This is a genomic window from Salmonella sp. JXY0409-18 (genome assembly GCF_020268625.1).
Taxonomy (GTDB): domain Bacteria; phylum Pseudomonadota; class Gammaproteobacteria; order Enterobacterales; family Enterobacteriaceae; genus Salmonella; species Salmonella enterica.
The window spans coordinates 2,430,910-2,443,178 of the sequence record NZ_CP084216.1 but is presented as its reverse complement, the minus strand read 5'-3'; the positions used below and the strand labels follow the sequence as shown (position 1 = coordinate 2,443,178).

At 46.0% G+C, this 12,269-nt stretch carries 18 protein-coding genes; all 18 read left to right on the top strand.

Features of this window, described 5'->3' with window-relative positions; translation table 11 throughout:
* Positions 1-10: 10 nt before the first annotated feature.
* The 18 genes from sseD to ssaQ all read left to right on the top strand — a co-directional run bounded on the left by sseD (position 11) and on the right by ssaQ (position 12,219).
* The gene (gene sseD, locus LDB27_RS11810; protein WP_000388323.1) at positions 11-598 is read left to right on the top strand and encodes an SPI-2 type III secretion system translocon protein SseD; all 588 of its coding nucleotides are present in this window, start codon (positions 11-13) and stop codon (positions 596-598) included.
* Between the two features lie 2 nt (positions 599-600).
* Complete coding sequence (gene sseE, locus LDB27_RS11805) at positions 601-1,017, top strand: LcrR family type III secretion system chaperone SseE (protein WP_000249606.1); 417 nt, start codon at positions 601-603, stop codon at positions 1,015-1,017.
* Between the two features lie 51 nt (positions 1,018-1,068).
* Positions 1,069-1,503, top strand: a complete 435-nt coding sequence (gene sscB, locus LDB27_RS11800; protein ID WP_000979963.1) for a SycD/LcrH family type III secretion system chaperone SscB — start codon at positions 1,069-1,071, stop codon at positions 1,501-1,503.
* Positions 1,504-1,518: 15 nt separating this feature from the next.
* Positions 1,519-2,301 (top strand): type III secretion systems effector SseF, encoded by a 783-nt coding sequence (gene sseF / locus LDB27_RS11795; protein WP_000690706.1) that lies wholly within the window; start codon positions 1,519-1,521, stop codon positions 2,299-2,301.
* The gene (sseG, locus tag LDB27_RS11790; RefSeq protein WP_000805839.1) at positions 2,298-2,987 is read left to right on the top strand and encodes a pathogenicity island 2 effector protein SseG; all 690 of its coding nucleotides are present in this window, start codon (positions 2,298-2,300) and stop codon (positions 2,985-2,987) included. Before sseF ends, sseG begins: the two co-directional genes overlap by 4 nt.
* A gap of 92 nt (positions 2,988-3,079) precedes the next feature.
* Positions 3,080-3,295 (top strand): type III secretion system needle filament protein SsaG, encoded by a 216-nt coding sequence (ssaG, locus tag LDB27_RS11785; RefSeq protein ID WP_000350226.1) that lies wholly within the window; start codon positions 3,080-3,082, stop codon positions 3,293-3,295.
* Positions 3,273-3,563, top strand: coding sequence for an EscG/YscG/SsaH family type III secretion system needle protein co-chaperone (locus LDB27_RS11780; protein ID WP_000444713.1), 291 nt, complete (start codon positions 3,273-3,275; stop codon positions 3,561-3,563). Before ssaG ends, LDB27_RS11780 begins: the two co-directional genes overlap by 23 nt.
* An 11-nt stretch (positions 3,564-3,574) precedes the next feature.
* Positions 3,575-3,823: a SctI family type III secretion system inner rod subunit SsaI gene (ssaI, locus tag LDB27_RS11775; RefSeq protein WP_023194623.1), complete on the top strand. Its 249-nt coding sequence runs from the start codon at positions 3,575-3,577 to the stop codon at positions 3,821-3,823.
* Complete coding sequence (gene ssaJ / locus LDB27_RS11770) at positions 3,820-4,569, top strand: SPI-2 type III secretion system apparatus lipoprotein SsaJ (protein WP_000868146.1); 750 nt, start codon at positions 3,820-3,822, stop codon at positions 4,567-4,569. The genes ssaI and ssaJ overlap by 4 nt, the downstream gene beginning before the upstream one ends.
* A 17-nt stretch (positions 4,570-4,586) precedes the next feature.
* Positions 4,587-5,135 (top strand): type III secretion system domain-containing protein, encoded by a 549-nt coding sequence (locus LDB27_RS11765; RefSeq protein ID WP_023230763.1) that lies wholly within the window; start codon positions 4,587-4,589, stop codon positions 5,133-5,135.
* The gene (ssaK, locus tag LDB27_RS11760; RefSeq protein WP_000011206.1) at positions 5,132-5,806 is read left to right on the top strand and encodes an SPI-2 type III secretion system apparatus protein SsaK; all 675 of its coding nucleotides are present in this window, start codon (positions 5,132-5,134) and stop codon (positions 5,804-5,806) included. The genes LDB27_RS11765 and ssaK overlap by 4 nt, the downstream gene beginning before the upstream one ends.
* Complete coding sequence (gene ssaL / locus LDB27_RS11755; RefSeq protein ID WP_000238884.1) at positions 5,772-6,788, top strand: SPI-2 type III secretion system apparatus protein SsaL; 1,017 nt, start codon at positions 5,772-5,774, stop codon at positions 6,786-6,788. The genes ssaK and ssaL overlap by 35 nt, the downstream gene beginning before the upstream one ends.
* Before the next feature lie 57 nt (positions 6,789-6,845).
* A complete protein-coding gene (gene ssaM, locus LDB27_RS11750) occupies positions 6,846-7,214 on the top strand; it encodes an SPI-2 type III secretion system apparatus protein SsaM (RefSeq protein WP_000383700.1) in 369 nt (122 codons plus the stop codon).
* Positions 7,199-9,244 carry an SPI-2 type III secretion system apparatus protein SsaV gene (gene ssaV / locus LDB27_RS11745; protein ID WP_001258221.1) on the top strand — a complete coding sequence of 682 codons (2,046 nt, stop codon included), beginning with the start codon at positions 7,199-7,201 and terminating at the stop codon, positions 9,242-9,244. Before ssaM ends, ssaV begins: the two co-directional genes overlap by 16 nt.
* Positions 9,234-10,535 (top strand): SctN family type III secretion system ATPase SsaN, encoded by a 1,302-nt coding sequence (gene ssaN / locus LDB27_RS11740; protein ID WP_000787223.1) that lies wholly within the window; start codon positions 9,234-9,236, stop codon positions 10,533-10,535. Before ssaV ends, ssaN begins: the two co-directional genes overlap by 11 nt.
* A gap of 2 nt (positions 10,536-10,537) precedes the next feature.
* Complete coding sequence (gene ssaO, locus LDB27_RS11735) at positions 10,538-10,915, top strand: SPI-2 type III secretion system apparatus protein SsaO (protein ID WP_000449092.1); 378 nt, start codon at positions 10,538-10,540, stop codon at positions 10,913-10,915.
* On the top strand, positions 10,896-11,270 hold the full coding sequence (gene ssaP / locus LDB27_RS11730; protein WP_001223306.1) for an SPI-2 type III secretion system apparatus protein SsaP: 375 nt from the start codon (positions 10,896-10,898) through the stop codon (positions 11,268-11,270). Before ssaO ends, ssaP begins: the two co-directional genes overlap by 20 nt.
* Complete coding sequence (gene ssaQ, locus LDB27_RS11725; protein ID WP_000944525.1) at positions 11,251-12,219, top strand: SPI-2 type III secretion system cytoplasmic ring protein SsaQ; 969 nt, start codon at positions 11,251-11,253, stop codon at positions 12,217-12,219. Before ssaP ends, ssaQ begins: the two co-directional genes overlap by 20 nt.
* Positions 12,220-12,269 lie beyond the last annotated feature (50 nt).

Genomic DNA, 12,269 nt, shown 5'->3' with positions numbered 1-12,269 from the left:
GGATAAAAATATGGAAGCGAGTAACGTAGCACTGGTATTACCAGCGCCTTCCTTGTTAACACCTTCTTCCACTCCATCTCCCTCCGGGGAGGGAATGGGTACTGAATCAATGCTTCTGTTATTTGATGATATCTGGATGAAGCTAATGGAGCTTGCCAAAAAGCTGCGCGATATCATGCGCAGCTATAACGTAGAAAAACAACGGCTGGCCTGGGAACTGCAAGTCAATGTTTTACAGACGCAAATGAAAACAATTGATGAAGCGTTTAGAGCATCAATGATTACTGCGGGTGGCGCAATGTTGTCGGGTGTACTGACGATAGGATTAGGGGCCGTAGGCGGGGAAACCGGTCTTATAGCGGGTCAAGCCGTAGGCCACACAGCTGGGGGCGTCATGGGCCTGGGGGCTGGTGTAGCGCAACGTCAAAGTGATCAAGATAAAGCGATTGCCGACCTGCAACAAAATGGGGCCCAATCTTATAATAAATCCCTGACGGAAATTATGGAGAAAGCAACTGAAATTATGCAGCAAATCATCGGCGTGGGGTCGTCACTGGTCACGGTTCTTGCTGAAATACTCCGGGCATTAACGAGGTAAACATGGTGCAAGAAATAGAGCAATGGTTGCGTCGGCATCAGGTGTTTACTGAGCCTGCATATTTAGGGGAGACCGCCATATTACTTGGGCAGCAGTTTATATTATCGCCTTACCTGGTGATCTATCGTATTGAGGCAAAAGAAATGATTATTTGTGAGTTCAGGCGCCTGACGCCCGGGCAACCTCGACCACAGCAATTGTTTCACTTACTGGGACTTTTACGCGGGATATTTGTGCATCACCCGCAGTTAACATGTTTAAAGATGTTGATAATCACCGACGTTCTGGATGAAAAAAAAGCCATGCTACGCAGGAAATTATTGCGCATCCTGACAGTAATGGGAGCGACCTTTACACAGCTTGATGGCGATAACTGGACAGTTTTATCCGCCGAGCATCTTATCCAGCGACGTTTTTAAATGACCTTCCTGACGTAAATCATTATCACGTGAAAATAACAATCAATAGGTATGATGATGAAAGAAGATCAGAAAAATAAAATACCCGAAGACATTCTGAAACAGCTATTATCCGTTGATCCGGAAACCGTTTATGCCAGTGGTTACGCCTCATGGCAGGAGGGGGATTATTCGCGCGCCGTAATCGATTTTAGTTGGCTGGTGATGGCCCAGCCATGGAGTTGGCGTGCCCATATTGCATTGGCTGGCACCTGGATGATGCTTAAAGAATACACGACGGCCATTAATTTCTATGGACATGCCTTGATGCTGGATGCCAGCCATCCAGAACCGGTTTACCAAACGGGCGTCTGTCTCAAAATGATGGGGGAACCCGGGTTGGCGAGAGAGGCTTTTCAAACCGCAATCAAGATGAGTTATGCGGATGCCTCATGGAGTGAGATTCGCCAGAATGCGCAAATAATGGTTGATACTCTTATTGCTTAAATAACAGAACGAAATATGAAAATTCATATTCCGTCAGCGGCAAGTAATATAGTCGATGGTAATAGTCCTCCTTCCGATATACAAGCGAAGGAGGCATCGTTTCCTCCCCCTGAAATTCCAGCCCCTGGCACCCCCGCAGCCCCAGTGCTGCTTACGCCTGAACAAATAAGGCAGCAGAAGGATTATGCGATACATTTTATGCAATACACTATTCGTGCGCTGGGTGCGACAGTCGTGTTTGGATTATCGGTTGCTGCAGCGGTAATTTCTGGCGGGGCAGGATTACCCATTGCTATTCTTGCGGGGGCGGCGCTCGTGATTGCTATTGGGGATGCTTGCTGTGCGTATCATAATTATCAATTGATATGTCAGCAAAAGGAGCCGTTACAAACCGCCAGTGATAGCGTTGCTCTTGTGGTCAGTGCGCTGGCTTTAAAATGTGGGGCAAGTCTTAACTGCGCTAACACCCTTGCTAATTGTCTTTCTTTATTAATACGTTCAGGAATCGCTATTTCTTCGTTGGTTATACAACTACAGTTTCCACTGCCCGCCGCTGAAAATATAGCGGCCTCTTTGGACATGGGGAGTGTAATTACCTCCGTTAGCCTGACGGCGATAGGTGCGGTACTGGATTATTGCCTTGCCCGTCCCTCTGGCGACGATCAGGAAAATTCTGTTGATGAACTTTATGCCGATCCCAGTGCGTTATTGGCGGAACAAATGGCATCGCTCTGCCAATCTGCTACTACACCTGCATTAATGGACAGTTCTGGTCATACATCTCGGGGAGAACCATGAAACCTGTTAGCCCAAATGCTCAGGTAGCAGGGCAACGTCCTGTTAACGCGCCTGAGGAATCACCTCCATGTCCCTCATTGCCACATCCGGAAACCAATATGGAGAGTGGTAGAGTAGGTCCTCAACAAGGAAATGAGCGGTTATTGGCCGGACTTGCGAAACGAGTGATAGAGTGTTTTCCAAAAGAAATTTTTAGTTGGCAAACGGTCATTTTGGGCGGACAGATTTTATGCTGTTCCGCTGGAATAGCATTAACAGTGCTAAGTGGTGGAGGCGCACCGCTCTTAGCCCTGGCGGGAATTGGCCTTGCTATTGCCATTGCGGATGTCGCCTGTCTTATCTACCATCATAAACATCATTTGCCTATGGCTCACGACAGTATAGGCAATGCCGTTTTTTGTATTGCTAATTGTTTTGTCAATCAACGCAAAAGTATGGCGATTGCTAAAGCTGTCTCCCTGGGAGGTAGATTAGCCTTAACCGCGACGGTAATGACGCATTCATACTGGAGTGGTAGTTTGGGACTACAGCCTCATTTATTAGAGCGTCTTAATGATATTACCTATGGACTAATGAGTTTTACTCGCTTCGGTATGGATGGGATGGCAATGACCGGTATGCAGGTCAGCAGCCCATTATATCGTTTGCTGGCTCAGGTGACGCCAGAACAACGTGCGCCGGAGTAATCGTTTCAGGTATATACCGGATGTTCATTGCTTTCTAAATTTTGCTATGTTGCCAGTATCCTTACGATGTATTTATTTTAAGGAAAAGCATTATGGATATTGCACAATTAGTGGATATGCTCTCCCACATGGCGCACCAGGCAGGGCAGGCTATTAATGACAAAATGAATGGTAATGATTTGCTCAACCCAGAATCGATGATTAAAGCGCAATTTGCCTTACAGCAGTATTCTACATTTATTAATTACGAAAGTTCACTGATCAAAATGATCAAGGATATGCTTAGTGGAATCATTGCTAAAATCTGAAGTTATTAGCGACGATGTTCGACGGTTGTTGCTGGAAATCATGTTTGCGGGCGTTAACCATAGCCTGATTTCCCAGGTACATGCGATGTTACCAGCGCTAACGGTTATTGTTCCGGATAAAAAATTACAGTTGGTATGTCTGGCATTATTGTTGGCGGGTTTAAATGAGCCGCTAAAAGCCGCAAAAATTTTATCGGATATTGATTTGCCAGAGGCTATGGCGCTGCGCCTGTTATTTCCTGCACCAAATGAGGGATTTGAAAATTGAATATTTCTGATATGAGCGTAGTGCCTGTAAGCACTCAATCTTATGTAAAGTCCTCTGCAGAACCGAGCCAGGAGCAAATTAATTTTTTTGAACAATTGCTGAAAGATGATGCATCCACCAGTAACGCCAGTGCTTTATTACCGCAGGTTATGTTGACCAGTCAAATGGATTATATGCAGTTAACGGTAGGCGTCGATTATCTTGCCAGAATATCAGGCGCAGCATCGCAAGCGCTTAATAAGCTGGATAGCATGACATGAAGGTTCAGCGTATAGTATTTCTTACTGTCCTTACGTTCTTTCTTACGGCATGTGATGTGGATCTTTATCGCTCATTGCCAGAAGATGAGGCGAATCAAATGCTGGCATTACTTATGCAGCATCATATTGATGCGGAAAAAAAACAGGAAGAGGATGGTGTAACCTTACGTGTCGAGCAGTCGCAGTTTATTAATGCGGTTGAGCTACTTAGACTTAACGGTTATCCGCATCGGCAGTTTACAACGGCGGATAAGATGTTTCCGGCTAATCAGTTAGTGGTATCACCCCAGGAAGAACAGCAGAAGATTAATTTTTTAAAAGAACAAAGAATTGAAGGAATGCTGAGTCAGATGGAGGGCGTAATTAATGCAAAAGTGACCATTGCGCTACCGACTTATGATGAGGGAAGTAACGCTTCTCCGAGCTCAGTTGCCGTATTTATAAAATATTCACCTCAGGTCAATATGGAGGCCTTTCGGGTAAAAATTAAAGATTTAATAGAAATGTCAATTCCTGGGTTGCAATACAGTAAGATTAGTATCTTGATGCAGCCTGCTGAATTCAGAATGGTACCTGATGTACCCGTGAAACAAACATTCTGGATTATGGACGTGATCAACGCCAATAAAGGGAAGGTGGAGAAGTGGTTGATGAAATACCCTTATCAGTTGATGTTATCGTTGACAGGACTGTTAATAGGAGTGGGCATCCTGATCGGCTATTTTTGCCTGAGACGCCGTTTTTGAGCCGACCTGATCCCGAGGTGTTGCAACTTTATCGTTATTTCTGGCAACCTGCTCGTTACGCTGTACCGGAATGGCTTGATAAGCTGGGTTTTCATCCTTCAAACTGCTGGCGTTATGGCGATCGGCCCGAGTTGGATCGTCTTCTTGACAGAGCGTTAAATAGACTAAGGGGAAGCTCTGTTATTCCAGCCTGTTTAAATGACAGGCAAAAACGGCAGGTTCGTCTTGCGCCGCGTATATCGGCATTTGCCTTTGGGCTGGGATTATTCAAACTCAGGTGCAGTGACTATTTTATGCTACCAGAGTATCGGCAATTGCTTCTACAGTGGTTTTGCGAGGATGAGATCTGGCAGCTATATGGTTGGTTGGGGCAAAGAGATGGCAAATTACTTCCTCCGCAAGTGATGCAACAAACTGCATTGCAGATCGGTACCGCCATTCTTAATCGGGAAGCGCATGACGATGCGGTTTTACATGCGCTATTAGTATTATTACCCCCTCCGCAGCGTATACTTTGGCCGAAGACTTCTCTTACCGAGATTATCTTCATGGAGCATTTGCTATGAGTTTCACTTCACTTCCACTGACGGAAATTAACCATAAGCTACCCGCTCGAAATATTATTGAGTCACAGTGGATAACATTACAATTAACTTTATTTGCACAAGAGCAACAAGCTAAGAGAGTTTCACATGCTATTGTGAGCTCCGCTTACCGTAAGGCTGAAAAAATCATCCGAGACGCCTATCGTTATCAGCGTGAACAGAAAGTTGAGCAGCAACAAGAACTAGCGTGGTTGCGTAAAAATACGCTGGAAAAAATGGAAGTGGAATGGCTGGAACAGCATGTAAAACATTTACAAGACGATGAAAATCAATTTCGTTCATTGGTCGATCAAGCAGAGCATCATATTAAAAATAGTATAGAACAGGTTCTGTTGGCCTGGTTCGACCAACAGTCGGTAGACAGTGTTATGTGCCATCGTCTGGCACGCCAGGCTACGGCTATGGCGGAAGAGGGAGCGCTTTATTTGCGTATTCATCCTGAAAAAGAGGCATTGATGCGTGAAACTTTTGGCAAGCGGTTTACGTTGATTATCGAGTCTGGTTTCTCTCCCGATCAGGCTGAACTTTCCTCAACACGATATGCCGTTGAATTTTCACTTTCTCGTCATTTCAACGCGTTACTGAAATGGTTACGTAATGGTGAAGATAAAGGAGGTAGCGATGAATATTAAAATTAATGAGATAAAAATGACGCCCCCTACAGCATTTACCCCTGGCCAGGTTATAGAGGAACAAGAGGTTATTTCGCCTTCAATGTTAGCTCTCCAGGAGTTACAGGAAACGACGGGGGCAGCGCTCTATGAGACGATGGAAGAAATAGGAATGGCGCTGAGTGGTAAACTGCGCGAAAGTTATAAATTCACTGATGCTGAGAAACTGGAGCGCAGACAACAGGCTTTGCTGCGTTTGATAAAACAAATACAGGAGGATAATGGGGCAACGTTGCGTCCGCTTACCGAAGAGAATAGTGATCCTGATTTACAGAATGCGTATCAAATTATCGCTCTTGCAATGGCGCTTACTGCCGGCGGGTTGTCAAAAAAGAAAAAACGCGATTTGCAATCGCAACTGGATACGCTTACAGCGGAGGAGGGATGGGAACTTGCCGTTTTTAGTTTACTGGAACTTGGCGAAGTGGATACCGCTACGCTGTCCTCGCTGAAGCGTTTTATGCAACAGGCGATAGACAACGATGAAATGCTCTTATCGCAGTGGTTCAGACGCGTGGCAGACTGGCCGGATCGCTGTGAACGGGTCCGTATTTTGCTAAGAGCGATAGCCTTTGAACTTAGCATATGCATCGAACCCTCGGAGCAAAGTCGTTTGGCCGCAGCATTAGTACGTTTGCGTCGTTTGTTGTTATTCCTTGGCCTTGAAAAAGAGTGCCAGCGTGAGGAGTGGATTTGCCAGTTGCCGCCTAATACATTACTGCCGCTACTACTCGATATTATTTGTGAGCGCTGGCTTTTCAGTGATTGGTTGCTTGATAGACTTACCGCTATAGTTTCTTCATCGAAGATGTTCAATCGGCTACTCCAACAACTTGATGCGCAGTTTATGCTGATACCCGATAACTGTTTTAACGACGAAGATCAACGTGAACAAATTCTCGAAACGCTTCGTGAAGTAAAGGTAAATCAGGTTTTATTCTGATACCTGGCTTTCAATATTTAGGTAAATTGGCGTTCTGGCTCATCATGAGGCGGCAGGATGGATTGGGATCTCATTACTGAACGTAATATTCAGCTTTTTATTCAATTAGCAGGATTGGCTGAACGGCCTTTAGCAACCAATATGTTCTGGCGGCAAGGACAATATGAAACCTATCTAAACTATCATAACGGTCGTATTCACTTATGTCAGATACTCAAGCAAACCTTCTTAGACGAAGATCTGCTTTTTAAAGCCTTAACTCACTGGAAACCTGCAGCGTTCCAGGGTATTCCTCAGCGATTATTTTTGTTGCGCGACGGGCTTGCAATGAGTTGTTCTCCTCCTCTTTCCAGCTCCGCCGAGCTCTGGTTACGATTACATCATCGACAAATAAAATTTCTGGAGTCGCAATGCGTTCATGGTTAGGTGAGGGAATCAGGGCGCAACAGTGGCTCAGTGTATGCGCGGGTCGGCAGGATATGGTTCTGGCGACGGTGTTATTAATCGCTATTGTGATGATGCTGTTACCTTTACCGACCTGGATGGTTGATATCCTGATTACTATCAACCTTATGTTTTCAGTGATCCTGCTCTTAATTGCTATTTATCTTAGTGACCCTCTCGATTTATCGGTATTTCCGTCTTTATTACTTATTACTACATTATATCGTTTGTCACTCACAATCAGCACATCACGGCTGGTACTGTTACAACATAATGCCGGTAATATTGTGGATGCTTTCGGTAAGTTTGTCGTAGGAGGAAATCTCACCGTTGGGTTGGTCGTATTTACCATCATTACTATCGTGCAGTTTATTGTCATTACAAAAGGTATCGAGAGGGTGGCGGAAGTTAGCGCACGTTTCTCGCTTGATGGGATGCCAGGCAAACAAATGAGTATCGATGGCGATTTGCGTGCCGGAGTTATCGATGCAGACCATGCCCGTACATTAAGACAGCACGTCCAGCAGGAAAGCCGCTTTCTCGGTGCGATGGACGGTGCGATGAAATTTGTTAAAGGCGATACGATTGCCGGTATTATTGTTGTTCTGGTGAACATTATCGGCGGTATTATTATCGCTATCGTACAATATGATATGTCGATGAGTGAGGCTGTTCACACTTATAGCGTACTGTCAATCGGAGATGGTTTATGTGGGCAAATTCCATCGCTGCTGATTTCCCTTAGCGCGGGAATTATTGTCACCCGTGTTCCGGGTGAGAAACGCCAGAACCTGGCGACAGAGTTGAGTTCTCAAATTGCCAGACAACCTCAGTCGCTAATATTAACCGCTGTGGTTTTAATGCTCCTCGCCTTAATTCCCGGCTTTCCTTTTATCACTCTCGCTTTCTTTTCAGCGTTGTTAGCATTGCCAATTATCCTCATTCGTCGCAAAAAGTCTGTGGTTTCCGCAAATGGCGTCGAAGCGCCGGAAAAAGATAGTATGGTTCCCGGCGCATGTCCCCTAATCTTACGTCTTACCCCGACGTTACATTCTGCCGACCTGATTCGTGATATTGACGCCATGAGATGGTTTTTATTTGAGGATACCGGCGTTCCTCTCCCTGAGGTGAATATTGAGGTTTTGCCTGAACCCACCGAAAAATTGACGGTACTGCTATATCAGGAACCCGTATTTAGTTTATCTATTCCCGCCCAGGCGGATTATTTATTGATAGGCGCGGACGCCAGTGTGGTGGGTGATAGCCAGACGTTACCGAACGGGATGGGGCAGATCTGTTGGCTTACAAAAGACATGGCCCATAAGGCGCAAGGTTTTGGACTGGACGTTTTCGCGGGCAGCCAACGTATCTCTGCCTTATTAAAATGTGTCCTGCTTCGGCATATGGGAGAGTTTATTGGTGTTCAGGAAACGCGTTATCTAATGAATGCGATGGAAAAAAACTACTCTGAGCTGGTGAAAGAACTTCAGCGCCAGTTACCCATTAATAAAATCGCTGAAACTTTGCAGCGGCTTGTATCAGAGCGGGTTTCTATTAGAGATTTACGTCTTATTTTCGGCACCTTAATTGACTGGGCACCACGTGAAAAAGATGTCCTGATGTTGACAGAATATGTCCGTATCGCGCTTCGCCGTCATATTCTGCGTCGTCTTAATCCGGAAGGAAAACCGCTGCCGATTTTGCGGATCGGCGAAGGTATTGAGAACCTCGTGCGTGAATCCATTCGCCAGACGGCAATGGGGACCTATACTGCGCTGTCGTCTCGTCATAAGACGCAGATCCTGCAACTTATCGAGCAGGCGCTGAAGCAGTCAGCCAAATTATTCATTGTCACTTCTGTCGACACCCGACGTTTCTTGCGAAAAATTACAGAAGCCACCTTGTTCGACGTACCGATTTTGTCATGGCAGGAATTAGGAGAGGAGAGCCTTATACAAGTGGTAGAAAGTATTGACCTTAGCGAAGAGGAGTTGGCGGACAATGAAGAATGAATTGATGCAACGTCTGAGGCTGAAATATCCGCCCCCTGATGGTTATTGTCGATGGGGCCGAATTCAGGATGTCAGCGCAACGTTGTTAAATGCGTGGTTGCCTGGGGTATTTATGGGCGAGTTGTGCTGTATAAAGCCAGGAGAAGAACTTGCTGAAGTCGTGGGGATTAATGGCAGCAAAGCTTTGCTATCTCCTTTTACGAGTACTATCGGACTTCACTGCGGGCAGCAAGTGACGGCCTTAAGGCGACGCCATCAGGTTCCCGTGGGCGAAGCGTTATTAGGGCGAGTCATTGATGGCTTTGGTCGTCCCCTTGATGGCCGCGAACTGCCCGACGTCTGCTGGAAAGACTATGATGCAATGCCTCCTCCCGCAATGGTTCGACAGCCTATCACTCAACCATTAATGACGGGGATTCGCGCTATTGATAGCGTTGCGACCTGTGGCGAAGGGCAACGAGTGGGTATTTTTTCTGCTCCTGGCGTGGGGAAAAGCACGCTTCTGGCGATGCTGTGTAATGCTCCAGACGCAGACAGTAATGTTCTGGTGTTAATTGGTGAGCGTGGACGAGAAGTCCGCGAATTCATCGATTTTACACTGTCTGAAGAGACCCGAAAACGTTGTGTCATTGTTGTCGCAACTTCTGACAGACCCGCCTTAGAGCGCGTGAGGGCGCTGTTTGTGGCCACCACGATAGCAGAATTTTTTCGCGATAATGGAAAGCGAGTCGTCTTGCTTGCCGACTCACTGACGCGTTATGCCAGGGCCGCGCGGGAAATCGCTCTGGCCGCCGGAGAGACCGCAGTTTCTGGAGAATATCCGCCAGGCGTATTTAGTGCATTGCCACGACTTTTAGAACGTACAGGAATGGGAGAAAAAGGCAGTATTACCGCATTTTATACGGTACTGGTGGAAGGCGATGATATGAATGAGCCGTTGGCGGATGAAGTCCGTTCACTGCTTGACGGACATATTGTGCTATCCCGACGGCTTGCAGAGAGGGGGCATTATCCTGCCATTGACGTGTTGGCAACGCTCAGCCGCGTTTTTCCAGTCGTTACCAGCCATGAGCATCGTCAACTGGCGGCGATATTGCGACGGTGCCTGGCGCTTTACCAGGAGGTTGAACTGTTAATACGCATTGGGGAATACCAGCGAGGAGTTGATACAGATACTGACAAAGCCATTGATACCTATCCGGATATTTGCACATTTTTGCGACAAAGTAAGGATGAAGTATGCGGACCCGAGCTACTCATAGAAAAATTACACCAAATACTCACCGAGTGATCATGGAAACTTTGCTGGAGATAATCGCGCGGCGTGAAAAGCAATTACGCGGCAAACTTACCGTACTTGATCAGCAGCAACAGGCGATTATTACGGAACAGCAGATTTGCCAGACGCGCGCTTTAGCAGTGACTACCAGACTGAAAGAATTAATGGGCTGGCAAGGTACGTTATCTTGTCATTTATTGTTGGATAAGAAACAACAAATGGCCGGGCTATTCACTCAGGCGCAGAGCTTTTTGACGCAACGGCAGCAGTTAGAAAATCAGTATCAGCAGCTTGTCTCCCGGCGAAGCGAATTACAGAAGAATTTTAATGCGCTTATGAAAAAGAAAGAAAAAATTACTATGGTATTAAGCGATGCGTATTACCAAAGTTGAAGGAAGTCTAGGGTTGCCATGCCAGTCTTATCAGGATGATAACGAGGCGGAGGCGGAACGTATGGACTTTGAACAACTCATGCACCAGGCATTACCCATTGGTGAGAATAATCCTCCTGTAGCATTGAACAAGAACGTGGTTTTCACGCAACGTTATCGTGTTAGTGGTGGTTATCTTGACGGTGTAGAGTGTGAAGTATGTGAATCAGGGGGGCTAATCCAGTTAAGAGTCAATGTCCCTCATCATGAAATTTACCGTTCGATGAAAGCGCTAAAGCAGTGGCTGGAGTCTCAGTTGTTGCATATGGGGTATATAATTTCCCTGGAGATATTCTATGTTAAGAATAGTGAATGAAGAGCGTCCGTGGATGGAGATGCTTCCAACGCAAGGCGCTACCATTGGTGAGCTGACATTGAGTATGCAACAATATCCAGTACAGCAAGGGACATTATTTACCATACATTATCATAATGAGCAGGGTAGGGTGTGGATTGCAGAACAATGCTGGCAGCGCTGGTGTGAAGGGTTAATTGGCACCGCTAATCGATCGGTTATCGATCCTGAATTGCTATACGGAATAGCTGAATGGGGGCTGGCGCCGTTATTGCAAGCCAGTAATGCCACCCTTTGTCAGAACGAACCGCCAACATCCTGCAGTAATCTACCACATCAGCTAGCGTTGCATATTAAATGGATAGTTGAAGAACATGAGTTCCATAGCATTATTTTTACATGGCCAACGGGTTTTTTGCGCAATATAGTCGGAGAGCTTTCTGCTGAGCGTCAACAGATTTATCCTGCTCCTCCTATTGTAGTCCCTGTATATTCAGGCTGGTGCCAGCTTACATTAATTGAACTTGAGTCTATCGAAATCGGCATGGGCGTTCGGATTCATTGCTTTGGCGACATCAGACTCGGTTTTTTTGCTATTCAACTACCAGGGGGAATCTACGCAAGGGTATTGCTGACAGAGGATAACACGATGAAATTTGACGAATTAGTCCAGGATATCGAAACGCTACTTGCGTCAGGGAGCCCAATGTCAAAGAGTGACGGAACGTCTTCAGTCGAACTTGAGCAGATACCACAACAGGTGCTCTTTGAGATCGGACGTGCGAGTCTGGAAATTGGACAATTACGGCAACTTAAAACGGGGGACGTTTTGCCTGTAGGTGGATGTTTTGCGCCAGAGGTGACGATAAGAGTAAATGACCGTATTATTGGGCAAGGTGAGTTGATTGCCTGTGGCAATGAATTTATGGTGCGTATTACACGTTGGTATCTTTGCAAAAATACAGCGTAAACCTGATAAGAAAAATAATATGCGAACAATATAATAGCGTTCCAGGTCGT